Origin of the sequence: Micromonospora sp. NPDC005806, from assembly GCF_042871425.1 — a bacterium.
GTDB lineage: Bacteria > Actinomycetota > Actinomycetes > Mycobacteriales > Micromonosporaceae > Micromonospora.
This window is the reverse complement of sequence record NZ_JBIAIL010000001.1, coordinates 43,290-69,860: the sequence shown is the minus strand read 5'-3', so window position 1 is coordinate 69,860 and position 26,571 is coordinate 43,290. Positions and strand designations below refer to the sequence as shown.

The following is a 26,571-nucleotide window of genomic DNA, read 5'->3' as shown; positions in this document are numbered from 1 at the left end:
GTCCCTCAACTCGTCGGCCGCGTCAACCGACCGCGCGAAGGATGGCGCGCGGTTGATGACGGAGTCGCTCGACGGCCTCCGCTGTCGTCTCGTCGACGGGGAGCAGGACGACCAGCTGCTGCGCGTCGGTGCTCGGCAGCTCCAGCCGCTCCCGGTGCCAGCGCAGCTCGTGGGCCACCGGATGGTCGAGCCGGAGCGGGACCTGCGGCGGGGGCAGGTGGTGGTTGAGTCGTCGAGTGAACTCCTGCCCTGCGACGGGGGCGAGTTCGGCCTTGAACCACTCGGCTGTCTCGGCGGACGGCCCGAGCCACAGGTCGAAGGCTTGTTCGTCGGCGACCTGGTCCCAGTCGGGGAAGAACGTCCGGGCGCGCGGGTCGGTGAACACGTAGCGCGTCAGGTTCGGCGACTCGGTGTCGAGCAGCCCGCTCTCGCGCATGACCACCTCGAACCCGCTTGTGTACGCGAGCACGTCGCCCAGCCGGTTGGTGACGAACGCGGCGCCGGGCTCGAGTAGTCGGAGGGTGTCCCGCACGGTGGGCCGGATCTCGAGGTTGGGTGGCGACGGCCGCCGGTGCCCGGGGCAGGCCCCGCCGGTGATCTTCGCGAGGTAACGCAGGTGGTTGCGCTCCCCGGCATCCAGGCTCAGGGCGTCCGCGAGAGCGTTCACCACCGAGGGGGACGGGTTGCGGTCTCGTCCCTGCTCGATGCGGGTGAGGTATTCGACGCTGATCCCGGCCCGCGTGGCCAGGTCCGAGCGGCGCAGGCCCGGGGAGCGGCGCCGGCCACGATCGGGCAGACCGAACGACTCCGGTTGGATGCTGTCCCGCTTGGCGCGGACGAAATCGCCCAACGGCGTGCTCATGGGTGGAGAGTCTAGGGCGGATTCCGGCAGCCTAGGACCTCGTAGCGTGGTCCCACGGGGGCCAGCCTCCGCCCGGTCTGGTTGCCATCGTCGCGAGGACGGACCGTGGACCCCATGAGCGAGAAGCACAAGTTGGTCATTGTCGTCGGAAGCGTCCGCGAGGGCCGGTTCGGGCCGGTCGTCGCTTCCTGGGTAGCCGAGCGAACGCGCGAGCACGGCGGGTTCGACGTCGCTGTCGTCGACCTCGCCGATGTCGAGATCCCGCTGTCGTTGCCGGCGACCCCGCCGAAGTTCGCCGGCGATGCGTACCCGCGCCCGGCGGCGATGGCCGCCCTGACCTCCCGGCTGGCGGACGCGGACGCGTTCATCCTGGTCACCCCGGAGTACAACCACAGCTACCCCGCCTCGCTGAAGGCGGCCATCGACTGGCACTTCACCCAGTGGACGGCCAAGCCGGTCGCCTTCGTCAGCTACGGCGGTGCCGCCGGCGGCCGCCACGCCGTCCTCCACCTGGAGAACGTCCTCACCGAACTGCACGCGGTGACGATCCGCGACGGTCTGGCCTTCCCGAACTACTTCACTGGGTGGGAGGACGGTCGGCCGCTGGACCCCGAGGCGCCCGGATACGCCAAGACCCTGCTGGACCAGCTCGCCTGGTGGGCGGCAGCCCTGCGGGCAGCCCGCGAGGCGGCCCCGTACCCGGCCTGACCGCCAGGCGTCGTGCGGTGACCGATCCTCCGGCCGGCTTGCCGGGGATCGGTCACTCCCCGCCGAGCAGCCAGCGGACCACCTCGACGTTGCCGGGGAACACCTGATCCCCGCCGATGCTCCAGGCCAGGGTGTGCCCGATCGTCCAGCCACGGACCCGCCCCCGGTCCAGGCCCAGCTCGGCGCTGAGCCGGTCCAGCCGGTGGCGGACCGCCGCGGGGGAGTGGCCCAGCTCGGCCCCGCGCACCATCGCCACCGGCCCGAACTCCCGCTCGCCGACCAGCGGTTTCGGGTCGATGGCCAGCCACGGCTCCCGGGCCGCCCGGAGCACGTTGCCCGCGTGCAGGTCCTGGTTGACCAGCACCTGCTCGCCCTGGCTGGGCACCAGGTCGGCGAGCAGCCCGAGGGCGGTGTCCAGCAGCCGCCGCTCGTACGGCCGGTTGGCCCGCTCCCAGTTGGCCGGCATTCGCTCCGCCCAGCCGGCCGCCTCCTCGGACAGCGGGGTGAACGGCGGCCCGGCCGGCACGCCGAGTCCGGGCAGCAGCTCGACCGCCACGTCCAGCGCCGCCTCGGGCGCCAGCTCGTGCAGCGGGGTGCCCGGCACACAACGTTCGACCAGCAGCGCCCGGCGCTCCTCGTCGTGGGCCAGCAGCCGGATCGCGCCCCGGCCCGCCCAGTGCGCCAGCGCGGTCGCCTCGTGCACGCTGTCGTCGTCCGGGTACTGGAGCTTCAGCACCGCCGGCGTGCCGTCCGGCAGCTCGGCCGGCACGGCCAGCGAGGCGAAGGCGTACGCGTAGGGCCGCCCCACCCGCAACTCCCAGCGCTCGACGCACTCGGCCAGCCGGTCCGGCAGCACCGCCCGCCAGGCCCGCCCCGCCGGGAGGTGTTCGGTCCAGCGCAGTCCCTCGGGGATCTCCAGATGCACGGCCATCCGACCATCCTGGACCGCGTCCGGCGATCGCACACACCGGACCGGAGCCCTCAGCGGAGCCGGCGGATGTCGCCGTACGCCCGGTAGAAGCCGCCCCGACCCGACTCCCGGACCTCGGTGACCAGGTAGCGCGCCCCCACCTGACGGATGCCCTTGGGGAACTGCACCGACCAGTCCCGCCGGTAGCCGTCGGAGAGCACGTGGATGCGCAGCCGGCCGCCGTCCTCGACGCACTGCACCACCACGCCGGCCCGGTCGTCGGTGGTCACCTCCACCGAGGTCCAGGCGGCCGGCTCGGGCAGCCGGGCCGGCGCCTTGACGTCCACCACGTCCGGCACGGTGCCCGCCTCGGCCGACCGGATCGCCGGCTCGCTGGCGTCGATGCAGGCCAGGTAGCCGCCGGTGGTCACCACGTAGAGCCGCTCCTGGTGGTATTGCATGGAGTAGGCCGAGCCGCAGCCGGTGCCGAGCTTCCACAGCCGGTTGCCGGCCGCGTCGAAGCAGTAGATCGAAGACTGGTTGTCGCCGGCGAAGACGTACCGGCCGTCCTCGGCGGTGGCGCAGGAGAAGACCGGGGCGTCGCAGCGGTAGGTGCGCTCGGCGCGCCCGTTCTTGCGCAGGCGCACCACCTCCCGGGTGCCGGTGCCGGCGAACACGGCGTCGCGCTCCTGCCAGCCGAAGAGCACCGACCCCGTGCGGGTGTGCCACCGCTCCCGCCCGGTACGCCAGTCGTAGCCGGTGACCCCCTGGGAGTGGCCGTGGTAGAGGGCGTCGGTGTCGCAGCGGACCATCCAGGCGGCCCTGCCGCGCCCCGGCCGGCGCCAGAGGAACTCGTCCTCGTGGTCGATCGCGGCGATCCCGCCGTCGGCGTCGGAGACGCCCAGCACGCCGTCGTGAATATCCAGCCAGTAGATGTCGATCTCCGGGGCGATCGCGTACGCCACCCGGGGCACCTTGCCGGAGAGGTCGTAGACGTTGCCGTCGTCGCAGCCCGCGTAGATCCAGGCGTCGTCGGCGACGATGCACTTCACCCCGTCAGGGAGCCGCACCTGGTTGAGCACCCGGGCGTCGTGGTCCAGGGTGGTGATCACCCCGTGCTCGTTGCCGACCAGGCAGCTCCGCCCGTCGACGAAGATGCCGAACGCGGGCGCGCCCGAGGCGTACCGCCAGAGGACCGGGGCGGTGCGGGCGGTGGAGCGGGTGCTGACGATCTGCCGGCGGGACACCGGTCGCTTCTGGCGTACGCCGCGCACCGCCGGGGCGTACCCCTTGCGGACCTTCTCGCCGATCTTCTTCGCGGCGGCGGCCCGGGCCCGGGCGTTGTCGGGGTAGCTGGCCGTCTTCACCTGGCCCTGGTCGCCGATCCGCCCGTAGCGCACGGTCATCGCGGTGTCGTCCACCACCACCTCGTAGAACTTGTGCGCGCTACCGTCCACTTCGGACAGTTCGAGGTAGGTCGTCTCCTGCGACATGGGGATGCCTCCGAGGGGAATTGGCCGGAACCGGCGACAACACCCACACGCTAACCGCGCCCCCCGACAAAGGACTTCGGGTGCAGTTGTTGTCGCCCCAGCGACAACAACCGCACCCGAAGCAACCTCAGGGGCGCCAACCGGCCGCTGTCAGGGCGGCCCGGAGTTGGGCCACCACCTCGGCGGGTCGGTGGCGGACGTCGAACGCGGTGAACCGGAGGATCCGATCGCCTTCGATCCAGACCCGGTTCTGCCGGCGCAGGTCTGCCGCCCAGTGCCGGACGTCCAGGTGGTGCGCGCCGTCCACCTCGACATGCAGCCGCCAGGGCCGCCAGTACGCGTCCAGGTAGCGCACCCGCCCGTCGGCGTCCTGTCGGCGCTCCTGGCCGTCGGGTACCGGCAGGCCGTGCCGGCGGCAGAGCCGTATCAGGTCGATCTCGGAGAGCGCCTCCGCGCCGCCGGCCACGTCCCGCAGCGTCTCCCGGATCAGCCGCCGCCGCCGGGCGCGCGGCATCCGGTCCAGCACCGCGCCGACCTCAGCCGCGGTCACCCGCCGCTGCTGGCAGCCGGCTGTGAGGATCTGCTGCGCCTCCTCGTCGGTACGCGCCCACTGCGCGGCGTCCACCAAGGACCGCGCCATGCTCGTCCGGTCCGGCCGGCCGCGCTGCCGGTCGGTCTCCGGGAGCTCTCGGACCCGGCGCACCCGAACCGCCGGGAGTCCCAGCGGCAGCCGGCGCAGCAGATCGGCCGCGCGTCGTTGGTGCGGCACGAGGACGTCCACCGCCTCGTACCGCCAGTTTCCGCGTAGGCCACCGGCCTGCGCGGCGGCCAGCCCGGCGAGCACCGCGCCCTCGCCCGCCGCGAGAACCGCGACCCACCACTGCTGGCCCCGGTCGAACGGGCCGCCGGCCGGGGCGGCGCGCAGCAGTCCACGGCACACCCGCTGCCAGCGGCCACTGGCCAGCAGGTGCCGCACCCTCGCGGGGGTCAGCTCCGCCGTCGCCTGCGCCCAGGTCAGCACACCCGACTGCGCGAACAGCAGCCACTCCAGCCCCGACGCGTCATCCCTCGGCACCCGCACCCGGCCGATCCCAGCCGACTTCGGGTGCGTTTCTTGTCGTCCAAGCGACAAGAACCGCACCCAAAGCCGACAGTGCGCCTAGCGGCGGCCGAGGGCGTCGACGGCCTTGCGGGCGGCGATCAGCACCGGATCCCAGACCGGGGCGTACGGCGGGGCGTAGCCCAGGTCCAGCGCGGTCATCTCGTCCACCGTCATCCCGTTCCACAGCGCCACGGCCAGCGGGTCGATCCGCTTCGCCGCCTCCGACCAGCCGACGATCTGCGCCCCGAGCAGCCGGCCGCTGGGTCGCTCGGCGATCAGCTTGACCGTCATCGGTCGGGCACCGGGGTAGTAGCCGGCCCGGTTGGTCGACTCGGACAGCACCGCGACGAACTCGAAGCCGGCCGCGACGGCGTCCCGCTCCCGCAGCCCGGTCCGCCCCACCTCCAGGTCGCAGACCTTGGTCACCGCGGTGCCGATCACGCCGGGGAAGGTGGCGTACCCGCCGCCGATGTTGATGCCGGCGACCCGGCCCTGCTTGTTGGCGTGGGTGCCGAGGGGGACGTGCACCGGCATGCCGCTGACCAGATGCAGGGTCTCCACGCAGTCGCCCGCCGCCCAGACGCCGGGCATCCCGGGCACCCGCATCCGCCGGTCGCAGCGGACCCCGCCGGTCGGGCCGAGCGGCAGGCCGGCGGCCTCGGCGAGCGCGGTGTTCGGGCGTACGCCGAGGCCCAGCACCACGACGTCGGCCGGCATCGGCCCCTCGTTGGTGACCACCGCGGCGACCCGGCCGTCCCGGGCCTCCAGGCCGGTGACCGTCAGGCCGGTACGGATCCCGATGCCGATCCCGCGCATGGCCTCGGCGACCAGCTCGGCCATGTCCGGGTCCACGGTGGCCATCGGCTGGCCGGCCTTCTCGACCAGGTCGACGGAGAGCCCGCGCTGGATCAGCGCCTCGGCCATCTCCACGCCGACGTAGCCGCCGCCGACCACCACCGCGCGCCGCGGCCGGGGTTCGCCCTCCAGCCAGTCCAGCAACGCGGTGCCGTCGTCGAGGGTCTGCATGCCGAAGACCCCGGCGATGCCGCCGCGGGCCCAGTCGGGTTGCACCGGCACCGCGCCGGTCGCGTACACCAGGGTGTCGAAGCCCTCGCGGACCTCGCCGCCGCCGTCCAGGTCCCGGGCGACCACCTCGCGGCGGTCCAGGTCGATGGCAGTGACCTCGTGCCGCAGCCGCACGTCGATGTCGAACTTCTCCCGGTGGGTCGCCGGATCGCGGGCGATGAGCTGAGGCCGCTCCGGAACCACCCCGCTGATCCAGTACGGGATGCCGCAGGCCGAGTACGAGGTGAAGTGCCCCCGCTCGAAGCCGACGATCTCCAGGTCGGCGCGGTCACGGTGGCGTCGGGCCTGGGACGCCGCCGCCATCCCGGCCGCGTCCCCGCCGACGACGATCAGGCGTTCCGCCACGTGGTCCATCCTGTCACGGGAAGATCCGTCGCGGGCCCGGTCAGCGGGTCTGCCGGGCCACGTCCTCGACCACGTCGACCAGCCGACCGGTACGGGCGAACACCGCCCGCTGCCGGGCCGCGCCGCTGCCGTGCCGGCGCAGCCCGCCCAGCAGGTCGGTCACCTGGTCGAGGTCGCCGTGCCGCTCCAGTTCCGGGCCGACCCGTTCGACCAGCCGGTCCAGCAGCTCCCAGGCCGGGCGCAGCTCGCCGTCGGTCAGGTCGACGCCCTCGCCCTCCAGCCCGTCGTGGGCCGCCCGCCAGTGCGCGGCGACCAGCAGGTGGTGGTCGGTGTTGATCGCCGGACGGCCTTCGGCGATCTCCGTCATCGCCGTCGCCACCAGCGCCCGGACCAGGGCCGCGACCAGCACCGCGTCGTCCACCGACGGGCAGACGTCGCCGATCCGGAGCTCCACGGTCGGGTACTTCGCGGACAGCCGGGCGTACCAGTAGAGCATTCCCTCGTCGAGCATCACGCCGCTGGCGATGAGCTGCCGGATCAGCCGCTCGTAGTGCTCGTGGGAGTCCAGGTAGGGGGTGGGTGCCACCGACGGCCAGCGTTCCCACTCGACCGAGCGCCAGCTCGCGTACCCGGTGTGCGGGTCGACCAGCAGGAACTCCTCCTCGACACCCACCGTGAGGAGGTCGGTGCCGGCCGGGGCGGCGTTCCGTTCCTGCTCCGCCACTGACCCGTTCATGGCCACCACCGTCCGATTCGTGCCGCGCGCCGCCGTGCCGCCTCGTCGACGCGCTGTTACCCACCGTGTCGACGGCGGGAAACGCCGGGCGGCGTGTCGCACCCGCACGCCAAGGTTTCTCCCAGCTTCGGCGCGACGAGGACAGCCGGGCGACGGGGGAGGCGGCGTGACTACGATGGGCCCCGGCCGACGCCCGGTGCGTCGTTGCCGGCAGCGAGGGAGGCCGCGTTGACCCCGAGCCCCGAGTCACGGAAGGTGACCGACGCCCGGCGTGCCGGTCGGGACTGGCGACGTCAGGTGCCCCGGGCCTTCGCCACCCTGCTCTGGGTGGTCGCGGTGATCTGCGCGCTGGCCGCGCTGAGCAGCGCTTTCCGCCTCGAGGTCCAGCCGGTCCGCAAGGCGATCGACGCGCTGCTGGTGCCCGCGCCGGCCAACCTGGCGTACGCGGTCTTCCTGGGCACCCTCGCCTCGGCGGTGCTGCGCCGCAAGCGGCTGGCCTACTGGGTGCTGGTCGCGTACTTCAGCCTCACCCTGCTGGTCGGCCTGCTGGCCGCAGTGCTGCTGCTGACCGTGGGCGGCAACGATCTCACCGACGACGCCGGCGAACGGCTGTTCAACACCCTGGAGACGGTCGGGGTCTGGGTCGGCATCGCCTTCGCCGCCGGCGCGCTGGCCCTGCTGCTCGCCGCCCGGCGCGAGTTTTACGCCAGGGTCCGCCGGGGCAGCGCGTGGCAGGCCCTCGGCGTCTTCCTCGGCCTGGCCACGGTCTCGGTCGGGCTGGGCTACCTGCTGCTCCTCGTCGAGCCCGGCAGCCTGCACACCTGGTCGGACCGGCTGGGGTACGCGGTGGAGAAGGTGTTCGGTGGCGCGATCATGCTGGACGTGACCCGGAAGGGCCACGCGCCCGGCTGGGTCAACCTGCTGCTCGGCGGCTTCGGCGCGATCGCCTTCGTGGCCGGCCTGTTCACCCTGGTCCGCTCGCAGCGGGCGAACGCGGTGCTGCACCCCGACGAGGAGGAGCGGATCCGCGAGCTGCTCGCCCGGTACGGCGAGCGGGACTCGCTCGGCTACTTCGCCACCCGGCGGGACAAGGCGGCCGTCTTCTCCGCCAGTGGCAAGGCGGCGATCACCTACCGGGTGGTCAACGGGGTCAGCCTGGCCAGCGGCGATCCGGTCGGCGACCCGGAGGCGTGGGGCCCGGCCATCGAGGCGTGGCTCGGCCAGGCCCGCGAGTACGCCTGGACCCCGGCGGTGCTCGGCGCCAGCGAGGCCGGGGCGCGGGCGTACCACCGGCACGGCCTCAAGGTGCTCCAGCTCGGCGACGAGGCCATCCTGCTGACCCGCGAGTTCGACCTGGACGGCCGGGACATGCGTCCGGTTCGCCAGGCGGTGCACCGGGTGGAGCGGGCCGGCTACACCGGAAAGGTGCGCCGGCACGCGGAGATCCCACCGGAGGAGCTGTCCCGGCTGGCCGACCTGGCCACCTCCTGGCGGGACACCGAGCACGAGCGGGGCTTCTCGATGGCGCTGGGCCGGCTCGGCGACCCGGCCGACGGCGACTGCGTGCTGGTCGAGGCACGGGACGGCAGCGGCCGGGTGCGGGGTCTGCTGTCGTTCAGCCCGTGGGGCGCGCATGGGGTGTCGCTGGACCTGATGCGCCGGGACCGGACCGCCGAGAACGGGATCACCGAGTTCATGGTGGCCGCGCTGCTGGCTGCGGGCCCCCGGGTCGGCGTCGAAAGGGTGTCGCTGAACTTCGCGGCGTTCCGTTCGGTGTTCGAGCAGGGCGCCCGGATCGGCGCCGGCCCGGTGATCCGGCTCTGGCGGCACACCCTGCTCTTCTTCTCCCGCTGGTGGCAGCTGGAGTCGCTCTACCTCTCCAACGCCAAGTACCAGCCGCACTGGACCCCGCGCTACCTCTGCTTCGCGGAGCGCCGGGAACTGGCCCGGGTGGGCATTGCGGCGGCGGCCGCCGAGGGCTTCCTCGCCCTGCCCGGCGGCCGGCCCACCCCGCTGTACGGGGTGCCGCCGGCCGGCGGCGGTGTCGGGTTCGTGCCGCCGGCCGCCGCGACGGTCCGGGCCGTCCCGCCGGAGCCGGCCGAGGTGCCGCGGCCGGAGCAGATCCGGGTACGCCTGGCCAAGCTCGACCGGCTGCGCGCCGAGGGGGTCGACCCGTACCCGGTGGGCTACCCGCGGACGGAGACCTGCGCGGCGGTGCGGGAGCGGCACACCGGGCTGGCCCCGGACACCGGGACCGGGGAGACGGTGGCGGTGGCCGGCCGGGTGATGCTGGACCGCGACCACGGCCGGGTGCTCTTCGCGACCATCCGGGACGGCAGCGGTGACCTCCAGCTCATGCTGGAGCACGACCTGGACCGCTGGCGGGCCGCCGTCGACATCGGCGACCACGTCGGCGCCACCGGCGAGGTGTACGCGACGAAGCACGGCGAGGTGTCGGTGCGGGTCGCCGACTGGCAGCTCACCGCCAAGTGCCTGCGTCCGCTGCCGGACAAGCACCACGGGCTGGCCGACCCGGAGGCCCGGGTCCGGCAGCGCTACCTGGACCTGGCCATCAACGCCGACGCGCGCGACCTGCTGCGGGCGCGCGGCGCCGCCCTGCACAGCCTGCGCTCCTCGCTGGTCGGGCGGGGCTTCCTGGAGGTGGAGACGCCGATCCTCCAGCGGGTGCACGGCGGGGCGAACGCCCGCCCGTTCGTCACCCACAGCAACGCGTACGACCTGCGGCTCAGCCTGCGGATCGCGCCCGAGCTCTACCTGAAGCGGCTGGCCGTGGGCGGCGTCGAGCGGGTGTACGAGTTGGGCCGGGCATTCCGCAACGAGGGCGTCGACGCCACCCACAATCCGGAGTTCACCGTGCTGGAGGCGTACCAGGCGTACGCCGACTACCACGACATGCGCGAGCTGGCCCGGGAGCTGATCGTGGCGGCGGCGGTGGCGGTGCACGGCGCGCCGGTGGCTCGCCGCCCGCACGGCGGCGAGCTGGTCGACATCGGCGGCGAGTGGCCGACCCGGACGGTCAACGAGGCGATCTCCGCCGCGCTGGGCGAGGAGGTCACCGCCGACACCGAGGTGGCCGAGCTGCGCAAGCGCTGCGATGCCGCCGGGGTGCCCTACGACCCGCGCTGGGAGCGCGGCGCGGTGCTGCTGGAGCTCTACGAGCGGCTGGTCGAGGCGCGCACCGAGGTGCCCACGTTCTACCTGGACTTCCCGACCGACGTGTCGCCGCTGACCCGGCAGCACCGGCGCGACCCACGGCTGGCCGAGCGGTGGGACCTGGTCGCCTTCGGGATGGAGCTGGGCACCGCGTACACCGAGCTGGTCGACCCGACCGAGCAGCGGCGTCGGCTCACCGCGCAGTCGCTGAAGGCGGCCGGCGGCGACCCCGAGGCGATGGAGCTGGACGAGGACTTCCTCACCGCGCTGGAGTACGCGATGCCGCCCACCGGCGGTCTGGGTCTCGGCGTGGACCGGCTGGTGATGCTGCTGACCGGCCGGTCGATCCGGGAGACCCTGCCCTTCCCGCTGGTCCGCGACTCCTCCTGAGCTGTCAGGGGGCGTGACAGCGGGTTCTAGGCTGGTCGGCGTGCCGGGGATCCTGGTGGCGGTGACGGGGCCGTGGGCGTACGCCCTCGCCCAGCTCACCGTGCTCGCGGACCGCCCGGTCGGGCTGCTCGCCGGCGCGGCGGTGGCCGCCGCGCTGCTGCTGGCCACGCTGCTCGCGCTCCGGTCCCGGGCGCTGCCGAACGCGCCCCGCGCCGGACGGCACGCCACCGCCCTGCGGGCCCGCGCCCGGGGCCGCCGGACCCCCCGCCAGGTCGACCCGGACGCGGCCGGCCGGCCGCGCCCGCGTGCTCCTGGTCTCCGCCCCTCGGCCGCGTAGCGCCATGCCGTCATCGCGTCGGGTCCGTCCGGCACGAGTCTCGTAGCCGCCACGCGGCCGGTTCCGTCGTCATCCGTCCCGCCGGGACGCGTCGTCCCGTCGGGGCATCCGGAATCGGACCGAGGGGTTCCCCATGCTCGCCTTCGCACCGCTGCACACCGCTGCCTCCGTGGCTGCCACCGTCGTCACCTGGCTCGCCGACTCGCTCACCCCGCTGACCGGCGGGGCCGCCACGGCGGCCGCGATCGTCCTGTTCACCGTCGGGGTCCGGTTGTTGATCTCGCCGCTCAGCCTGGCGCAGGTCCGCGGGGAGCGCCGTCGTGCGGCGCTCGCCCCCGAGGTCCGCGACCTCCAGCACCGGTACGCCGACGATCCGGCCCGCCTGCAGAGCGAGCTGTTCGCGCTCTACCGCCGGGCCGGGGCCAGCCCGGTCGCGGGCTGCCTCCCGGCGCTGTTGCAGGCACCGTTCTTCCTGGTCATGTACCGCCTCTTCGCCACCGGCGACGGTGGCTCCCGGCTGCTCGACGAGCGGCTGGCCGGGGTGCCGCTGGGCTGGCACCTCGGCGACGGGCTCTCCGCCTCGGTGGCGGCGGTCTTCGGGGTGCTGCTGGCCGCGCTGCTCGCCCTGGCCTGGTGGTCCTCGCGGCGGGCCCGCCGGGCGGCCGCGGCCACCGGCACCGTCGCCGGTACGCCCACCGAGGGGCCGGGTGCGGCCGCCCTGGGCCGGCTGCTGCCGCTGCTGCCGTACACGACGGTGTTGGTGGCCCTGGTGGTGCCGCTGGCGGCGGTGCTCTACCTGGTCACCACCACCGCGTGGACCGCGCTGGAGCAGGCGGTGCTGCGCCGCCCGCAACCGGTATTCATCGACGTTCGTTGACAAAAGGCGCGGATCTGAACAGCTGCGGCGCGGTCAGCGCCCGGCGGTCACCGACTGCCGGGCGCGCCGTCGCCGCAGCTTCCTGACCACCCAGCTCACCGTCATTCCGACGAAGGCCGCCAGGATCGCGTAGTTGAACCAGTCGCTGTCGCGGTCGACCTCCTGCCAGCGGGAGCCGAGGGCGAAGCCGAGGCCGACGATCAACGCGTTCCACACCCCGCTGCCCAGCGTGGTGAGCAGCGCGAACTCGCCCAGCGGCAGCCGGTTCGCGCCGGCCGGCACGGACACCAGGCTGCGGACCACCGGCACCAGCCGGCCGATCAGCACCGCCCATCGGCCGTGCCGCTCGAACCAGCGGTCGGCTTTTTCCAGGTCGTCCCGGTCCACCAGCGGGATGTGGTCCAGCCAGCGCTTCAGCCGTTCCTCGCCGAGGGCGGCGCCGAGCCAGTAGAGCACCAGCGCACCGAGCAGCGAGCCGGCCGTCGCGGCGAGCACGATCAGCACCACGTTGAACCGGCCCTCGGCAGCGAGGTAGCCGGCCATGGCCAGCACGACCTCGCTCGGGATCGGCGGGATGACGCTCTCCAGGGCGACCAGCAGCGCCACCCCGACGGCGCCCAGCGAGTCGATGACGGACGCCACGCAGCCGGTCAGCCCGGTGAACTGGTTCGGGTCGACGTTCTGGGCGAGAGTCATCGGCGTCCTTCCGCACGCTGCCGGGGGATCCGGAAGTGGTACCCCGGCGGCGGCCGGCGACACCTGCCGGTGACCGGCCCCACTCAGCCCTCCGGGTGCAGCGCCCCGTCCGCCGGCCCCCGCCGCCAGCCGGTGAAGCGGACCACCAGGCCGCCGCGGCTCGGCGAGCAGCTGTACGGCCCGGCCGACGCCTCGGCCGCCGGGTCCAGCGGGGCGACCCGGACCAGCCGCCACGGCTCTGCGTCCGCCCGGGCCCGTACGGTCAGCGCGTCCCCGGTCCGGCTGACCCGGACCGTCACCTCCCGCCCCGACCACTCCGGCACCGGGGCGACCGACCAGTCCGAGACCTCGTCGGTGACCACCGCGCCGACCTGCGGCTGGCCGTCACTGACCTCCACTCCCGCCTTGGTCCAGCGCCGTTCGTCCACGCGGACCAGCACGCCCGCCTGGTCGAACTGCGCCGCGTAGTCGAGGTGGAAGCTCACCTCCACCGCGCTGTCCCTCGGGAACGGCGCCAGCAACGCCGAGCCGTCGTCGTGCACGAAGCCGTAGCTGGTCCGCCGCCAGAAGTCGCTGCCCCCGCGCGGCTCGACCAGCAGACCGTCGCCGGACTCGTCCGCCCGCTCCGGCGGGTTCAACCAACTGCCGGCGGACCAGTCGACCAGTTGCGTGTCGAGGCTCATGCCGGCACCGTACCGGCCGCGCGACTCGCGCAGGCGGCCGCGACCCGGGTTTGCCGGATCGACGGACCGGAGAAGTAAAGCGGACATGGGCGACAGGTGGTATCAGGAGGCGGTCGTCTACTGCCTCGACGTCGATACGTTCGCGGACTCCAACGGCGACGGAGTGGGTGACTTCCGTGGCCTGATCGGCCGGCTGGACTACCTCGCCCGGCTGGGCGTGACCTGCCTCTGGCTGCACCCGATCCACCCGTCGCCCAACCGGGACGACGGCTACGACGCCACCGACTTCTACAACGTCAGCCCGCGGCTGGGCAGCCTCGGCGACTTCGCCGAGCTGCTGCACCAGGCGAAGAACAAGGGCATCCACGTGATCATCGACCTGGTGGTCAACCACACCTCGGACGAGCACCCCTGGTTCCAGTCCGCCCGGTCCTCACCCGACTCGCCCTACCGCGACTGGTACGTGTGGAGCGACGACGAACCGCCGGACCGGCACCAGGGCATGGTCTTCCCCGGCGAGCAGAACGAGACGTGGAGCTACGACCGCACTGCGAAGGCCTGGTACTACCACCGCTTCTACAAGTTCCAGCCGGACCTCAACGTCGCCAATCCGGAGGTCCGGGCCGAGATCAAGAAGATCATGTCGTTCTGGCTCCAGCTCGGCGTCTCCGGCTTCCGGATGGACGCCGTGCCGTTCATCATCGAGCTGACCGAGCCGGGCAACTCGGACTCACCGAAGGACCTGGACTTCCTCACCGAGCTGCGGCAGCACGTGCAGTGGCGGCGGGGCGACGCCGTCCTGCTGGCCGAGGCGAACGTCGAGCCGGACCAGTTGCCGGTCTACTTCGGCGACAGCGGCGGCTCGGCCAACCGGATCCACATGCTCTTCGACTTCATGATGAACGGGCGGCTGATGCTCGCCCTGGCCCGGCAGGACCCGGAGCCGGTGATCGAGGCGCTGCGGGACACCCCGGCGCTGCCCGAGGGTGGGCAGTGGGCCACCTTCCTGCGCAACCACGACGAGATCGACCTGTCCCGGCTCACCGCCGAGCAGCGCAACCAGGTGTACGAGCAGTTCGGCCCGGACGAGGACATGCGCCTCTACGGCCGGGGCATCCGCCGCCGGCTGGCCTCGATGCTCGGCAACGACCGCCGGCGCATCGAGCTGGCGTACGCGCTCCAGTTCTCGCTGCGCGGCACCCCCGTGTTGCGTTACGGCGAGGAGATCGGCATGGGCGAGGACCTCTCGCTGCCCGGCCGGCAGGCCATCCGTACCCCGATGCAGTGGTCGTACAAGGAGAACGCCGGGTTCTCCAGCGCGGAGCCGGAGAAGCTGGTCCGCCCGGTGCTCGACAAGGGCGAGTACGGCTACCAGAAGGTCAACGTGACCGCCCAGCGCAAGGATCCGAGGTCGCTGCTGGGCTGGTTCGAGCGGATGATCCGTACCCTCCGGGAGGCCCCGGAGGTCGGCTCCGGCACCACCAGCCACATCGACGTGCCGATGCCGCCGGGGGTGCTCGCGCACCGCGCCGACGGCCCGACCGGGACCATGGTCTTCCTGCACAACCTCGGCACCGAGGACGTCGAGGTCGACCTGAGCCTGCTCGCCCCCGAGGCGGACCTGCCGATCGACGTGCTCACCGACCGCAACTACGACGAGGTCGGCAAGCTGGACAGCCTCAAGCTCGCCGGCTACGGCTACCGGTGGATCCGGATCCGCCGGGGCCGGGACCGCTGACGACGGGGTCGGCGCTAAGCTCCTTCGATCGAGCCCAAGTTACCGGGAGGTAATCATGTCGGAGGAGCCCCGCGTCGCCATCGTGACCGGAGCCGCGCGCGGCATCGGCGCGGCCACCGCCCGCCGCCTGGCCGCCGACGGCATGGCCGTCGCCGTGGTCGACATCGAGGAGTCGGCGACCAAGGAGACCGTGGACGCCATCGCCGCCGCCGGCGGCCGGGCCCTCGGCGTCGGTGCGGACGTCTCCGACCGGGCTCAGGTGGAGGCCGCCGTCGAGCGGGTCGCCGCGGAGCTGGGCGCGCCGACCGTGCTGGTCAACAACGCCGGCGTGCTCCGCGACAACCTGCTGTTCAAGATGACCGACGCGGACTGGGACACGGTCATGGGCGTGCACCTGCGCGGCGCGTTCCTGTTCAGCCAGGCCGCCCAGAAGCACATGGTCGAGCGGAAGTGGGGCCGGATCGTCAACCTCTCCAGCACCTCCGCGCTGGGCAACCGGGGCCAGGCCAACTATTCCGCCGCCAAGGCCGGCCTCCAGGGCTTCACCAAGACGCTCGCCATCGAGCTCGGCCCGTTCGGGGTGACCGTCAACGCGGTCGCGCCGGGCTTCATCGTCACCGACATGACGGCCGCCACCGCGGCCCGGATGAAGGTCGACTTCGAGGCGCTCCAGCAGCACGCCGCCGCGGAGATCCCGGTCCGCCGCACCGGCCGGCCGGAGGACATCGCGCACACCATCTCGTTCCTGGCCAGCGAGGGCGCGTCCTTCGTCTCCGGCCAGGTCATCTACGTCGCCGGCGGCCCCAAGGACTGACGCCGAACCCGCTCCGCGAATGGCCACTCTTTCTCGGAAAGAGTGGCCATTCCGCGTCTCATGACCCCTGTTTCCGTGAACGAGGGCCTTCGAGCGGGTGGGTCAGGCGGGGTCGTGGCGGGTGCGCCAGAGCCAGAACAGGCCGAGCACCGGCAGGACCAGCGGGATGTAGCCGTAGCCGCTGCCGAACCCCGACCAGACCGTCTCGTCCGGGAAGAGCGCCTTGTCGGCGAGGCTGAGGATGCCGACCGCGACCACCCCGACCAGCTCCACCGAGCAGCAGGCCAGCGCGACCCGGCGACCGGCGTGCCCGGCCCGGGCCAGCCCGACCGCCGCCACGATGTAGATCAGCGCGGCCACCGCGGAGAGCAGGTACGCCACCGGCGCCTCGTCGAACTTGGTGGCGATCTGCAGACCGGCCCGCGAGGTCGCGGCGATGGCGAAGAGGATGTAGACCGCGATCAGCAGCCGGCCCGGACCCTTGTTGGTGGCGCGCTCGGGCGCCTTCAGATCAGCCACCGACGACCTCCCAGGTCTGCTGCAACCGGACCACCACGACCGGGGTGACCAGGCAGACCGCGCAGACGATCGCCGAACCCCACCGGGTCGGCTCCATCCGGGCCAGCACCCAGGCCAGCGGCGGCAGGCAGACCAGCGTGACCAGGTAGCCGAAGAAGGCACCCGGCTCGCCCGGTCGCTCCCCGCCACCGAGCGCGACCAGCGCCACCACGGCGAGCGCGAGCAGCGCCAGCTCCAGCGCGGCCAGGCCGACGAACTGGAGCCGGTCCGGCGCCCGGTGGCGCACCGCCGCCACCAGGGCCCAGACCGCGATTATGAGCGACAGCACGATCGACGCCGTCGCGAGGATGCCGTCCACCGGCGAGCCGGCCGCCGCAGCGCTGGCCATCGACGCAGTCCCGTTCACCGGCACAGCCTACTAAGCGTCGTAGTAGCCATCGTCGCCCGGCTCTCCCGACGGGTCGGGGGCGCACCGGCCGGGCCGGACGACTAGCGTGGATCACGGCCACCGGCGTACGCCGTGGCGGACGACGACGGTGGGGGGACTCGTGCTGCGGTTCGGCTTGTTCGGCACCGGTCACTGGGCGGCGGAGACGCACGCCGCGGCGATCGACGCCCACCCCCGGGCCACCCTGGCCGGGGTGTGGGGACGGGACCCGGCGAAGGCGGGCGCGCTGGCCGCGCGGCACGGCGTACCGGCCTTCGACGACATGGACGCGCTGCTCGGCGCCTGCGACGCGATCGCCGTGGCGCTGCCGCCCGACGTGCAGGCCGAGATCGCCGTCCGGGCCGCCGCCGCCGGGCGGCACCTGCTGCTGGACAAGCCGCTGGCGCTGAGCCTCGCCGAGGCCGACCGGGTGGTCGCCGCGGCGCAGGCGTCCGGGGTGGCCTCGGTGGTCTTCTTCACCCAGCGGTTCCACCCGAACGTCACCGGCTTCCTCGCCTCGACCGCGGCGGCCGGGGGCTGGCAGCACGCCCGGGCCACCATGTTCGCCTCGATCTACCAGCCGGGGAGCCCGTACGGCGACTCGCAGTGGCGGCGGCAGCACGGCGCACTCTGGGACATCGGCCCGCACGCGCTGTCGCTGATCCTGCCGGTGCTCGGCCGGGTCACCAGGGTCGCGGCGATGGACGGCCCGAGCGGCCTGGTGCACCTGCTTCTCACCCACGACGGCGGCGCGACCAGCACGCTCTCGCTCACCCTGGACGCGCCGTCCGAGGCGGTCACCCGGGACTTCGTCTTCTTCGGCGAGAACGGCACCGAGAGCGTCCCGCCCGGCGACGGCAGCGTGCTCCAGGCCTTCGGCACCGCGATCGACCAGCTGTTGGAGGAGGTCGACGCGGGCACCCGCGACCACCGCTGCGACGTGCGGTTCGGCCGCGAGGTGGTGGCGGTGCTCGAGGCCGCCGAGACCGCCCGCGCGCAGGGGCGCACGGTCGACCTCTGACAATTCCGTCGCGGGCCGGACGGCCCGCGGCTAGCCTGGCTGGCCGGCCGGTGTCGGCTGCCCGGTCCGCTGTCGCCGCCCACCCCACGCGGGTCCGGTGGCGAACGTTTCGTGCCGCATCCCCTGCCGACTTCCAGGGTCGTCCGAGTCCCATCCGCTCGGGCAGGCCCGCTCCGCGCTGCCTGTCCGTACCGTCGCCGTCCGGCGACAGACAGGACGATCCCCGTGGCGCCCCGCCGACACCGCACCACCGCACGCGACCGGTCCCGTCGCGTACTGTCCCAGAACTTCCTCGCCGACCCGGCCGCCGTCGCGCGGATGGTCCGGGCGGCCCGGCCCGGCCCCGACGACCTGCTGCTGGAGGTGGGTGCCGGGCGCGGCCAGCTGACCCGGCCGCTCGCCGCGCCCGGCCTGCGGTCCGCGACCCTGCTCACCCAGCTCGAGTACGCCCGCAAACGCACCGGCGACCACGGCCGGTGGAGCCGGCTCACGGTGCTTACCTGGCCCGAGCACCACTGGCGGTTGGCCGGCCGGGTGCCGCGGGCCGCGTTCCGGCCGGCGCCCGCCGTCGACGGCATCCTCCGCATCGACCGCCGGCCGGAGCCGCTGCTGCCCCCGGCGGCGCTGCCCGCGTACCGGAGGCTGGTGGAGCTCGGCTTCGGCGGGTTCGGCGGCTCGCTCGCGGCCTCGCTGCGCACCGCCCACCCGGCCCGCCGGGTCGACGGGGCGCTGCGGGCCGCCCGGCTCGACCCGGACACGCCGGTCGGTCTGGTCTGGCCCGAGCAGTGGCTGGTGCTGTTCCGGCTGCTGCACGCCGTGCATCCGGGCCGGCGGTCCCCGGACCCACTCAGGCCAGGGTCTCCAGCGCCTCGCCCAGCTCGGCGGGGTCGTCGAACTCCTCCGCCGGCAGCGCCTTGAGCATCTGCAACATCTCGGTGCTGCCGCCGTTCTCCTGCCACCAGCGGACCAGGTCCTCGCGGGAGACCGGGTAGTCGAGCCCGGCCAGGAACTCCTGCAACTGCACCCCCGACACGGTCATGTCGACCGGCTACCCGTTCCGCCCGCCGGCATGCCCGGCCGTGGGGCGGAGCCGGCGGTTTGCCCGGGCAGGTCCCGGGTAGCCGCGGGCATGCTGGTACAGCGGCTCGGCGCGCCGAGCGACTTGGACCCGTTGCTGGACCGCGTCCGGGACGCCCGGATCGTCATGATCGGCGAGGCGACGCACGGCAGCTACGACTACTACCGGCTGCGCGAGCAACTGACCCGGCGGCTCATCGCCGAGCAGGGCTTCGACTTCGTCGCGGTGGAGGGGGACTGGCCGGACTGCGACCGGGTGCACCGCTCGGTGGTGGGCGCCCCCGGCGGGCTGGCCGATCCGCGGCTCGCCCTGGAGCGCTTCGAACGCTGGCCCACCTGGATGTGGGCCAACGCGGAGGTGGCCCGCTTCTGCCGCTGGGCGCGGGCGTGGAACCTGGAACGCCCGGAGGGGGAGCGGGCGGGCTTCCACGGGCTGGACGTCTACTCGCTGTGGGAGTCGATGCAGGCCATCTTCGACTACCTGGGCGAGGAGGACCCGGCCTCGCTGGAGGCGGCGCAGGAGGCGTACCGCTGCTTCGAGCCGTACGGCAAGCAGGTCGAGGAGTACGGCATGGCCAGCAGGTTCGTCTCGGCCCGGTGCGAGGAGGAGGTCGTCCGGCTGCTGGCGCGTACCCGGGAACAGGCCGCCGCGGACGGCCCGGACCGCTTCTCGGCGTGGCAGAACGCGGAGGTGGTGGCCGGGGCGGAGCGTTACTACCGGGCGATGGTCGGCGGCGGCCCGGAGTCCTGGAACGTCCGGGACATCCACATGGCCGACACCCTCGACCGGCTGCTCGAGCTCTACGGCTCCGGTTCGCGGGGGATCGTCTGGGCGCACAACACCCACGTCGGGGACGCCCGGGCCACCGACATGGCGGCGGACGGGATGGTCAACATCGGCCAGCTCGCCCGGGAGCGGCACGGGCGGGACGCGGTGGCGCTGGTCGGCTTCGGCAGCTATCGGGGCACGGTGATCGCCGCGCCGCGCTGGGGTTCACCGGCCGAGGCCGTGGTGGTGCCGCCGGCCCGGGAAGGCTCGGTGGAGCGACGGCTGCACGAGCTGATGCCGGAGCGCGCGGTGCTGGTCTTCGGCGGGCCGGACCAGCCGGAGTGGGTGACCGGTGAAGTCGACCACCGGGCCATCGGGGTGGTCTACGACCCGACCTTCGAGTCCTGGGGCAACTACGTGCCGACCCGGCTGGGCGAGCGCTACGACGGGTTCATCTGGTGTGACGAGGCCACCGCGCTGCACCCGTTGCCGGCGCTCACCGCGCCGGGCGAGATGGAGACCTACCCGGCCGGCGTCTGACCGGGGTGTTCGGAGGGGCCCCTTGTCATGGGGCCCCTCCTTTCATCACACTCCGGCGGGCTCGCGCTCAGCGAGGTGGGCGCGCAGGCCCTCGCCCTCGACGTCCACGTTGGGCAGGATCCGGTCGAGCCAGCGCGGGATCCACCAGGCGGCGGTGTTGAGCAGCGACATCACCGCCGGGACGATGGTCATCCGGACCACGAAGGCGTCGATGGCGACGCCGATCGCGAGCGCGAAGCCCATCGACTTGATCACCGGGTCGTCCAGGAAGACGAAGCCGCCAAACACCGAGATCATGATGAGCGCGGCGGCGGTGACCACCCGGGCGCCGTGCCCCATCCCGTTGATGGTGGCCTGCCGGGCGGTGTCGCCGTGCACGAAGTCCTCCCGCATCCGGGAGACCAGGAAGACCTCGTAGTCCATGGCCAGGCCGAACAGGATGCCGATCAGCAGGATCGGCAGGAAGCTGACCAGCGGGCCCGGGGTGTCCAACCCGACCAGGTCGGCCAGGTGGCCCTGCTGGAACACCGCCACCGTGATGCCGAAGGTGGCCGCGACGGTGAGCAGGAAGCCCAGCGCCGCCTTCACCGGCACCAGGATCGAGCGGAACACCAGCATCAGCAGCAGCACCGACAGGCCGACGACCAGCAGCAGGTAGACCGGGAGCGCGGCGGAGAGCTTCTCCGACACGTCGATGCCGATCGCGGTGACCCCGGTCAGCAGCACGTCGGCGTTCCTGATCCCGGCGACCTGGTCGCGGATGTCGTGCACCAGCGTCTCGGTGGCCGCGTCGGTCGGGCCGGTCTTCGGGATGACCCCGAGCAGCGCGGTCCGGCCGGTCGGGTCGAGCTGCGGCGGGGCCACCGCCAGCACCCCGTCGGTCTTCTGGATCAACGCGGTGACCTGCGGTACGGCGGCCTGGGTGGCCTGCGGCGAGTCGGCGGTGACGACCACCGCGAGCCGGCCGGTGAAGCCGGGGCCGAAGCCCTCCCGGATCAGGTCGTTGCTCACCCGGGCCGGGGTCCCCTCGGCGGCGGCGGAGGCGTCCGGCAGCGCCAGGCGCATGTCTTGGGCGGGGATCGCGAGCAGGCCGAGGCCGAGCAGGCCGACCAGGATCACCGGGATGCGCAGCCTGGTCACCCAGCGCGCCCAGCGGAACCCGAAGCCCGACCGGGCCGCCGGGCTGGTGGCCGCCGACTCGATGGCCTCCCGGTTGCGCAGCTTGCGCGGGAGCACCTTCCGGCCGGCGAAGCCGAGCAGCGCCGGGGCCAGGGTGATCGCCACCAGCACGGCCACGGTGACCGTGCCGGCGGCGGCCAGACCCATCACGGTGAGGAACGGGATGTCCACCACCGCCAGGCCGGCCAGCGCGATGACCACGGTGGCGCCGGCGAAGACCACGGCGGAACCGGCGGTGCCGACCGCCCGGCCGACCGCCTCCTCGGGGGAGAGCCCGTCGAGCAGGTTCTGCCGGTGCCGCGAGGTGATGAAGAGCGAGTAGTCGATGCCGACCGCGAGGCCGAGCATCAGGGCCAGGATCGGCGCGGTGCTGGTCAGCTCGACCGCGCCGCTGAGCGCGTACAGGCCGGCCATGCCGACGCCCACCCCGATAAGCGCGTTCAGCATGGTCATCCCGGCCGCGACCAGCGAGCCGAAGGTGACGATCAGGACGATCGCGGCGACCAGCACGCCGAGGCCCTCGGTGGAGCCGATCTCCGGCTCGGCGTTGAGCACCTCGCCGCCCGGGGCGATCTGCCAGCCCTGCGCCTCGGCCTGCGCGCCGACCTGCTCGTACGCGTCGCGCTGGGCGTCGGTCACGTCGTCCGCCCGGCCCTGGAACTGCACCTGGATCAGCGCGTACCGGCCGTCCGGGGTCAGCGCCTTCACCTGGTACGGGTCGACCGCGCCGACCACGCCGGGCAGGCTGGCCGCCTCCTGGGTGACCTGCTTGACCACGGCCTGGCCCGCCGGGGCGAGCAGCTGGCCGGCCTGGGGCGCCTTGACGGCGATGGTGCCGGTGGCCCCGCTGGCCGCCGGGAACCGGTCGGCGAGCAGGTCGATCGCGCGCTGCGACTCGGTGCCCGGCATGGTGAAGTTGCTGGCCGTCGGGCCCTTGAGGGTGGCCGCGGCGACGCCGAGGCCGACGAGTACGACGAGCCAGGCGACGGCGACGAGTCGCCGCCGGCGCAGTGATGCCCGGCCGAGCCGGTACAGCAGGGTCGCCATGGACCTTCCTTTGTCCTCGGGGTCGGAACTGGGATCAGGCGGTGGGTTCGAGCGCGCGGCGCGCCACGGCGAGCAGCGCGGGCCGCAGCTCCTCGTCGGGAATGTCGAGGAACTCGCCGCAGGTCTCGGCGATGCCGGCGAGGACGACCAGCGCGGCGATCCGCGCCGCCGGGCGGTCGGAGTGGCCGGCGAACGCCGCGATGAGCCGTTCGGAGATCTGCTGGATGTGCGCGAACGCCGGCTGCTGGAGCAGGTCGGGGAACTCGCCGCGGAGCAGCGCGATCTCCCGGCGGAAGCGGACCGCCAGGTCGACGAAGCCCTCGGCGGCGACCCGCTGGGCGCCCGCGCCGCCGTGCCCGGCGAGCCGCGCGTCGAGCGCCTCGAGCATCGCGATGGCGGGTGCCATCAGCTCGCAGAGCAGGGCTTCCTTGTTGGCGAAGTGATAGAGCACGGTGGCCTTGGAGACGCCCACTTCGCGGGCGATGTCCTGGAGCGAGGTGCCCTTGTAGCCGGTGACGGCGAAGCGTCGCGCCGCCGCGGCGAGGATCTCGTCGTGGGTCTCCGGTACCGCTCGTGCCATGCCCTCCAGCATGCCTGACCGATCGGTCAGTGCCTGACCGATCGGTCAGACGGATTGCGTGGCGTTCGCCACAGCGGTGCTCAGCCGACCGCTGCGCCGTGCTCCCGGTCGTACGCGGCCCGGGCCGTGCTGATCGACTGCCGGTGCCGCTCCGCCCACGCGGTCAGCGCGACCAGCGACTCGTAGAGCTCGAGCGCCATCGGGGTGGCGGTGTACTCGACCTTGGGTGGGACGGTCGGATGGACGTGCCGGTGCAGCAGGCCGTCCCGCTCCAGGTTGCGCAGGGTCAGCGTCAGCATTCGGCGGCTGATCCCCTCCACCTGCCGCTCCAGTTCGGTGAAGCGGATAGGCCCCTGCGAGGCGGCGATCAGGATGCCGATGCTCCACTTGCCACCGACCCGGTCCAGCGCCTCCCGGACCGTGCAGGCGCGCGCCTGCTGGGCCGTCACGGTCACACAGTTGTTCCCCTGGGACACCAAAGTGCCTCCTTCCGCTCCGCTTGATGGTCACAGACGATGGCCTCGGTAACAAATCGTGCACCAAGGAGGCACTCCCATGACGGGGACCAACCGCTGGCCCGCGCTGCTGGTGCTCTGCGCCGGCAGCCTGATGATCATCCTGGACGGCAGCATCGTCGCCGTGGCGCTGCCCGCTGTCCAGGCCGACCTCGGCTTCTCGGCCGCCGGGCTGGCCTGGGTGGTGAACGCCTATCTGGTGGCCTTCGGCGGCCTGCTCCTGCTCGCCGGTCGCCTCGGTGACCTGCTCGGCCGGCGGCAGGTCTTCCTGGTCGGGGTCACCCTGTTCACCCTCGCCTCGCTGCTCTGCACCGTGGCCGCCGGACCGGCCACCCTGGTCGCCGCCCGGTTCGCGCAGGGCGTCGGGGGCGCGTTCAGCACCGCGGTCAGCCTCGGCATGATCGTGCGGCTCTTCCCCGAGGCGGCCGAGCGGGCCCGGGCGATCGCCGTGTTCAGCTTCACCGGGGCGGCCGGCGCGTCGATCGGCCTGCTGGTCGGGGGAGTCCTCACCGACCTGGCCGGCTGGCGGTCGATCTTCCTGATCAACCTGCCGATCGGTGCGGTGATCCTGGCCGCGACCGTACGGCTGATCGCACCGGATTCCGGCGTCGGCCTGCGGGCCGGCCTGGACCTGCTCGGCGCGGTGCTGGCGACCGCCGGGCTGATGGCCACCGTGCTGGCCATCGTCGGCGCCGGGGAGCACGGCTGGACCTCGCCGCGCACCCTCGGCGCGGCCGGGCTCGCCGCGGCGCTGCTGGCCGGCTTCGCGGCCCGGCAGCGGGCCACCACCACCCCGCTGCTGCCGCCCCGGATGCTGCGGGCGCCCGGCCTGGTCGCCGCCAACGCCGTGCAGTTCCTCATGGTGGCCGCGTACTTCGGCTTCCAGTTCCTGCTCGCGCTGTACCTGCAGCTCGTCCTCGGCCTGGACCCGGCCGCCACCGGCTTCGCCTTCCTGCCCACTCCGCTGGTGATCGCGGCGGTGTCCCTGGGCGTGGCCGGCCGGCTGGTGGCCCGGTTCGGTGCCCGGACGGTGCTGGCCGGCGGTCTGGTGCTCGCCGCGGCCGGGTTCCTGCTGCTGACCCGCCTCCCGGTGGACGCCGACTACGCCCGGGACGTGCTCCCGGCGCTGGTGGTCTTCGGGGTCGCCGGCGGGCTGAGCCTGCCGGCGGTCACCACCCTGGCGATGGCCGGCGCGGACCCGGCCGACGCCGGGCTCGCCTCGGGGCTGGCCAACACCACCCAGCAGGTGGGCGGGGCGCTCGGCCTGGCCGTCCTCGCCACCCTGGCGGCGAGCCGCACCGCGGCGTTGCGCGCCGCCGGCACGGACCCGGCCGCCGCCCTCGCCGCCGGCTACCGGTCCGCGTTCGCGGTGGCCGCCGCCCTGGTCACCGCCGCCCTGCTGGTCGCCCTGATCACCGCCCGTCCGCTCCGCCGCCCCGCCCCCGCGCCGGTGCCCGCCACCCGCGCCACCCGCTGACCCGACCCGGGACGTTGCGCGGGTCTCGCGCCTTCGTCAGCGGGGCTGGTCGTGCAGCAGTTCGGCCAGCAGGTCCACCGCCGCCGGGTACGCGTGCGACGGCGGGCGGGCGTAGCCGACCACCAGGCCGGGGGGACCGCCCGCCGGCCGGTGGCGGTGCGCGGCCAGGCCGCCCAGGGCCAGGCCCCGCGCGGCGGCCGTCGCCAGCACCTCCGCCTCACTCGGCCCGCCCGGCGGCAGGTGCACGGTGGCGTGCAGGCCGGCCGAGATCCCGCCCAGGGCCGACGACCCGCCCAGCCGGGCCAGCAGCAGGTCCCGGCGCTGCCGGTAGCGCCGCCGGACGGTCCGGACCTGCCGGTCGTAGCCGTGCGTGGTGATCAGGTCGGCGAGGGCGAGCTGGCCGACGGTCTCGGTGTGCACGTCGAGGTGGCGTTTGGCGTCCACCACCGGATCCACCAGCCGGGCGGGGAGCACCAGCCAGGCCAGGCGCAGCGCCGGACCGAGCGTCTTCGCCGCCGTGCCCACGTACGCGACCTGCTCCGGGGCGGTGCCCTGGAGCGCGCCGACGGGCTGCCGGTCGTAACGGAACTCGCCGTCGTAGTCGTCCTCGACGACCAGGCCGGCGGTGGCCCGGGCCCAGTCGGTCAGCGCGTGCCGACGGGACGGGTGCAGGGTCACCCCGGTGGGATACTGGTGCGCCGGGGTCACCACCGCCGCGCCCACCCCGGCCAGGGCGCCGGCGCCGAGCAGGTCGGTGCGGGCGCCCCGCTCGTCCACCGGCAGCGGCAGCACCGTCCCGCCGTGCCGGCGGACCACCTCCCGGTGGAACGCGAGCCCGGGATCCTCCATCGCCACGGTGGGCGTGCCGCCGTCGCGGAGCACGGTGGTGAGCAGCACCAATGCCTGGACGTACCCGGTGGTGACCACGATCCGCTCCGGGTCGGCGAGCACACCCCGGGCCCGCCCCAGGTAGCTGGCGAGCGCGGCGCGCAGCTCCGGCCGGCCGCGCGGGTCGCCGTAGCCGTACGCGTCGGAGCTGGCCACGGCCAGCGCCCGCCGGATGGCGCGCAGCCAGGCGGTGACCGGGAAGAGCCCGACGTCGGGGCTGCCGGGGCGCAGGTCGTACCGGAACGGGGTGGGGCCGGGCGGCGGGGCTGCCGGCGGCGGGGCGGCCCGGCGCAGCGGGCTGACCTCGGTGCCGGCGCCGATCCGGGCCACCAGCCAGCCCTCCGCGACCAGCTGGTCGTAGGCGGCGCTGACCGTGCCCCGGGACAGGCCCAGCTCGGCGGCGAGGGTGCGGGTGGCCGGCAGCCGGGTGGACGGCGGCAGCCGGCCGTCGCGGATGGCTTCCCGCAGGGCGGTTTCCAGCCCGGCCCGCCGGCCGCCGCTGGCGTCCAGCTCCAGGTGCAGGTCGACGCCGAAATCGGCCCAGTACATCGGCATGGAATTGGAGCTTACGGCGGGCCGCC

General features: G+C 73.8%; 23 protein-coding genes and 2 pseudogenes. 10 read left to right on the top strand and 15 right to left on the bottom strand.

Annotated elements, in window-relative coordinates:
- Positions 1–22: 22 nt before the first annotated feature.
- Complete coding sequence (locus ACFYOS_RS00315; protein ID WP_387134233.1) at positions 23–862, bottom strand: helix-turn-helix domain-containing protein; 840 nt, start codon at positions 860–862, stop codon at positions 23–25.
- A 114-nt stretch (positions 863–976) separates the two neighbouring features.
- Between ACFYOS_RS00315 and ACFYOS_RS00310 the strand changes: the two genes are divergently transcribed.
- A complete protein-coding gene (locus ACFYOS_RS00310) occupies positions 977–1,570 on the top strand; it encodes an NADPH-dependent FMN reductase (RefSeq protein WP_387134231.1) in 594 nt (197 codons plus the stop codon).
- A 52-nt stretch (positions 1,571–1,622) separates the two neighbouring features.
- Here the strand turns inward: ACFYOS_RS00310 and ACFYOS_RS00305 are convergent, their stop codons facing one another.
- The 5 genes and pseudogenes from ACFYOS_RS00305 to ACFYOS_RS00285 all read right to left on the bottom strand — a co-directional run.
- Positions 1,623–2,501, bottom strand: a complete 879-nt coding sequence (locus tag ACFYOS_RS00305; protein ID WP_387134228.1) for an aminoglycoside phosphotransferase family protein — start codon at positions 2,499–2,501, stop codon at positions 1,623–1,625.
- 50 nt (positions 2,502–2,551) lie between these two features.
- Positions 2,552–3,973 (bottom strand): WGR domain-containing protein, encoded by a 1,422-nt coding sequence (locus ACFYOS_RS00300; protein WP_387134226.1) that lies wholly within the window; start codon positions 3,971–3,973, stop codon positions 2,552–2,554.
- A gap of 127 nt (positions 3,974–4,100) precedes the next feature.
- Positions 4,101–5,054 carry an endonuclease domain-containing protein gene (locus ACFYOS_RS00295; protein ID WP_387134224.1) on the bottom strand — a complete coding sequence of 318 codons (954 nt, stop codon included), beginning with the start codon at positions 5,052–5,054 and terminating at the stop codon, positions 4,101–4,103.
- Between the two features lie 78 nt (positions 5,055–5,132).
- A complete protein-coding gene (locus ACFYOS_RS00290) occupies positions 5,133–6,506 on the bottom strand; it encodes an FAD-dependent oxidoreductase (RefSeq protein WP_387134221.1) in 1,374 nt (457 codons plus the stop codon).
- 40 nt (positions 6,507–6,546) lie between these two features.
- Positions 6,547–7,140, bottom strand: a pseudogene (locus tag ACFYOS_RS00285) (glutamate-cysteine ligase family protein); the annotation flags it as partial.
- A 330-nt stretch (positions 7,141–7,470) separates the two neighbouring features.
- Here ACFYOS_RS00285 and lysX point away from each other — a divergent pair.
- The 3 genes from lysX (at position 7,471) to ACFYOS_RS00270 (ending at position 12,020) form a co-directional block, all read left to right on the top strand.
- On the top strand, positions 7,471–10,806 hold the full coding sequence (gene lysX / locus ACFYOS_RS00280) for a bifunctional lysylphosphatidylglycerol synthetase/lysine--tRNA ligase LysX (protein ID WP_387134217.1): 3,336 nt from the start codon (positions 7,471–7,473) through the stop codon (positions 10,804–10,806).
- Between the two features lie 40 nt (positions 10,807–10,846).
- Positions 10,847–11,143, top strand: a complete 297-nt coding sequence (locus ACFYOS_RS00275) for a DUF6412 domain-containing protein (protein ID WP_387134214.1) — start codon at positions 10,847–10,849, stop codon at positions 11,141–11,143.
- Between the two features lie 133 nt (positions 11,144–11,276).
- Positions 11,277–12,020 carry a YidC/Oxa1 family membrane protein insertase gene (locus tag ACFYOS_RS00270; RefSeq protein ID WP_387134211.1) on the top strand — a complete coding sequence of 248 codons (744 nt, stop codon included), beginning with the start codon at positions 11,277–11,279 and terminating at the stop codon, positions 12,018–12,020.
- Between the two features lie 33 nt (positions 12,021–12,053).
- Here ACFYOS_RS00270 and ACFYOS_RS00265 read toward each other — a convergent pair whose 3' ends face one another.
- Together ACFYOS_RS00265 and ACFYOS_RS00260 are read right to left on the bottom strand one after the other, a co-directional pair.
- Complete coding sequence (locus ACFYOS_RS00265) at positions 12,054–12,716, bottom strand: DedA family protein (RefSeq protein WP_387134209.1); 663 nt, start codon at positions 12,714–12,716, stop codon at positions 12,054–12,056.
- A gap of 83 nt (positions 12,717–12,799) precedes the next feature.
- The gene (locus ACFYOS_RS00260; protein ID WP_387134206.1) at positions 12,800–13,399 is read right to left on the bottom strand and encodes a DUF1349 domain-containing protein; all 600 of its coding nucleotides are present in this window, start codon (positions 13,397–13,399) and stop codon (positions 12,800–12,802) included.
- A gap of 85 nt (positions 13,400–13,484) precedes the next feature.
- Between ACFYOS_RS00260 and ACFYOS_RS00255 the strand changes: the two genes are divergently transcribed.
- Positions 13,485–15,137, top strand: a complete 1,653-nt coding sequence (locus ACFYOS_RS00255) for an alpha-amylase family protein (protein ID WP_387134204.1) — start codon at positions 13,485–13,487, stop codon at positions 15,135–15,137.
- 55 nt (positions 15,138–15,192) lie between these two features.
- On the top strand, positions 15,193–15,951 hold the full coding sequence (gene fabG / locus ACFYOS_RS00250; protein WP_387134201.1) for a 3-oxoacyl-ACP reductase FabG: 759 nt from the start codon (positions 15,193–15,195) through the stop codon (positions 15,949–15,951).
- Between the two features lie 102 nt (positions 15,952–16,053).
- Here fabG and ACFYOS_RS00245 read toward each other — a convergent pair whose 3' ends face one another.
- Positions 16,054–16,470: a hypothetical protein gene (locus tag ACFYOS_RS00245; protein WP_387134198.1), complete on the bottom strand. Its 417-nt coding sequence runs from the start codon at positions 16,468–16,470 to the stop codon at positions 16,054–16,056.
- Positions 16,463–16,858, bottom strand: a complete 396-nt coding sequence (locus ACFYOS_RS00240) for a hypothetical protein (RefSeq protein WP_387135199.1) — start codon at positions 16,856–16,858, stop codon at positions 16,463–16,465. The genes ACFYOS_RS00245 and ACFYOS_RS00240 overlap by 8 nt, the downstream gene beginning before the upstream one ends.
- 160 nt (positions 16,859–17,018) lie before the next feature.
- Here ACFYOS_RS00240 and ACFYOS_RS00235 point away from each other — a divergent pair, with 160 nt between their 5' ends.
- A complete protein-coding gene (locus tag ACFYOS_RS00235; RefSeq protein ID WP_387135197.1) occupies positions 17,019–17,918 on the top strand; it encodes a Gfo/Idh/MocA family protein in 900 nt (299 codons plus the stop codon).
- Positions 17,919–18,143: 225 nt separating this feature from the next.
- A pseudogene (locus ACFYOS_RS00230) lies at positions 18,144–18,734 on the top strand (rRNA adenine N-6-methyltransferase family protein); the annotation flags it as partial.
- A 31-nt stretch (positions 18,735–18,765) separates the two neighbouring features.
- Here ACFYOS_RS00230 and ACFYOS_RS00225 read toward each other — a convergent pair.
- Positions 18,766–18,957, bottom strand: coding sequence for a DUF2795 domain-containing protein (locus ACFYOS_RS00225; protein WP_387134195.1), 192 nt, complete (start codon positions 18,955–18,957; stop codon positions 18,766–18,768).
- Positions 18,958–19,047: 90 nt separating this feature from the next.
- Between ACFYOS_RS00225 and ACFYOS_RS00220 the strand changes: the two genes are divergently transcribed.
- Complete coding sequence (locus tag ACFYOS_RS00220) at positions 19,048–20,304, top strand: erythromycin esterase family protein (protein ID WP_387134192.1); 1,257 nt, start codon at positions 19,048–19,050, stop codon at positions 20,302–20,304.
- Positions 20,305–20,349: 45 nt separating this feature from the next.
- On the opposite strand, the gene ACFYOS_RS00215 is transcribed toward ACFYOS_RS00220, so the two are convergent.
- The 3 genes from ACFYOS_RS00215 to ACFYOS_RS00205 form a co-directional block, all read right to left on the bottom strand.
- Positions 20,350–22,530 (bottom strand): MMPL family transporter, encoded by a 2,181-nt coding sequence (locus tag ACFYOS_RS00215; RefSeq protein ID WP_387134190.1) that lies wholly within the window; start codon positions 22,528–22,530, stop codon positions 20,350–20,352.
- A 34-nt stretch (positions 22,531–22,564) separates the two neighbouring features.
- Positions 22,565–23,110, bottom strand: a complete 546-nt coding sequence (locus ACFYOS_RS00210; protein WP_387134188.1) for a TetR/AcrR family transcriptional regulator — start codon at positions 23,108–23,110, stop codon at positions 22,565–22,567.
- Between the two features lie 80 nt (positions 23,111–23,190).
- Positions 23,191–23,586 carry a winged helix-turn-helix transcriptional regulator gene (locus tag ACFYOS_RS00205; protein ID WP_387134185.1) on the bottom strand — a complete coding sequence of 132 codons (396 nt, stop codon included), beginning with the start codon at positions 23,584–23,586 and terminating at the stop codon, positions 23,191–23,193.
- Positions 23,587–23,665: 79 nt separating this feature from the next.
- On the opposite strand from ACFYOS_RS00205, the gene ACFYOS_RS00200 reads away from it, so the two are divergent.
- Positions 23,666–25,102, top strand: coding sequence for an MFS transporter (locus ACFYOS_RS00200; RefSeq protein ID WP_387134182.1), 1,437 nt, complete (start codon positions 23,666–23,668; stop codon positions 25,100–25,102).
- A gap of 36 nt (positions 25,103–25,138) precedes the next feature.
- Here the strand turns inward: ACFYOS_RS00200 and ACFYOS_RS00195 are convergent, their stop codons facing one another.
- Entirely contained in the window at positions 25,139–26,545 is a 1,407-nt protein-coding gene (locus tag ACFYOS_RS00195; protein WP_387134180.1) for a PLP-dependent aminotransferase family protein, read from the bottom strand.
- Positions 26,546–26,571 lie beyond the last annotated feature (26 nt).

What these genes read in the sequence shown, in the direction of transcription:
- ACFYOS_RS00315 (WP_387134233.1), bottom strand. Translation starts at nt 862, where the DNA reads ATGAGCACGCCGTTGGGCGATTTCGTCCGCGCCAAGCGGGACAGCATC.
- ACFYOS_RS00310 (WP_387134231.1), top strand. Translation starts at nt 977, where the DNA reads ATGAGCGAGAAGCACAAGTTGGTCATTGTCGTCGGAAGCGTCCGCGAG.
- ACFYOS_RS00305 (WP_387134228.1), bottom strand. Translation starts at nt 2,501, where the DNA reads ATGGCCGTGCATCTGGAGATCCCCGAGGGACTGCGCTGGACCGAACAC.
- ACFYOS_RS00300 (WP_387134226.1), bottom strand. Translation starts at nt 3,973, where the DNA reads ATGTCGCAGGAGACGACCTACCTCGAACTGTCCGAAGTGGACGGTAGC.
- ACFYOS_RS00270 (WP_387134211.1), top strand. Translation starts at nt 11,277, where the DNA reads ATGCTCGCCTTCGCACCGCTGCACACCGCTGCCTCCGTGGCTGCCACC.
- ACFYOS_RS00265 (WP_387134209.1), bottom strand. Translation starts at nt 12,716, where the DNA reads ATGACTCTCGCCCAGAACGTCGACCCGAACCAGTTCACCGGGCTGACC.
- ACFYOS_RS00260 (WP_387134206.1), bottom strand. Translation starts at nt 13,399, where the DNA reads ATGAGCCTCGACACGCAACTGGTCGACTGGTCCGCCGGCAGTTGGTTG.
- ACFYOS_RS00255 (WP_387134204.1), top strand. Translation starts at nt 13,485, where the DNA reads ATGGGCGACAGGTGGTATCAGGAGGCGGTCGTCTACTGCCTCGACGTC.
- fabG (WP_387134201.1), top strand. Translation starts at nt 15,193, where the DNA reads ATGTCGGAGGAGCCCCGCGTCGCCATCGTGACCGGAGCCGCGCGCGGC.
- ACFYOS_RS00240 (WP_387135199.1), bottom strand. Translation starts at nt 16,858, where the DNA reads ATGGCCAGCGCTGCGGCGGCCGGCTCGCCGGTGGACGGCATCCTCGCG.
- ACFYOS_RS00225 (WP_387134195.1), bottom strand. Translation starts at nt 18,957, where the DNA reads ATGACCGTGTCGGGGGTGCAGTTGCAGGAGTTCCTGGCCGGGCTCGAC.
- ACFYOS_RS00220 (WP_387134192.1), top strand. Translation starts at nt 19,048, where the DNA reads ATGCTGGTACAGCGGCTCGGCGCGCCGAGCGACTTGGACCCGTTGCTG.
- ACFYOS_RS00215 (WP_387134190.1), bottom strand. Translation starts at nt 22,530, where the DNA reads ATGGCGACCCTGCTGTACCGGCTCGGCCGGGCATCACTGCGCCGGCGG.
- ACFYOS_RS00210 (WP_387134188.1), bottom strand. Translation starts at nt 23,110, where the DNA reads ATGGCACGAGCGGTACCGGAGACCCACGACGAGATCCTCGCCGCGGCG.
- ACFYOS_RS00200 (WP_387134182.1), top strand. Translation starts at nt 23,666, where the DNA reads ATGACGGGGACCAACCGCTGGCCCGCGCTGCTGGTGCTCTGCGCCGGC.
- ACFYOS_RS00195 (WP_387134180.1), bottom strand. Translation starts at nt 26,545, where the DNA reads ATGCCGATGTACTGGGCCGATTTCGGCGTCGACCTGCACCTGGAGCTG.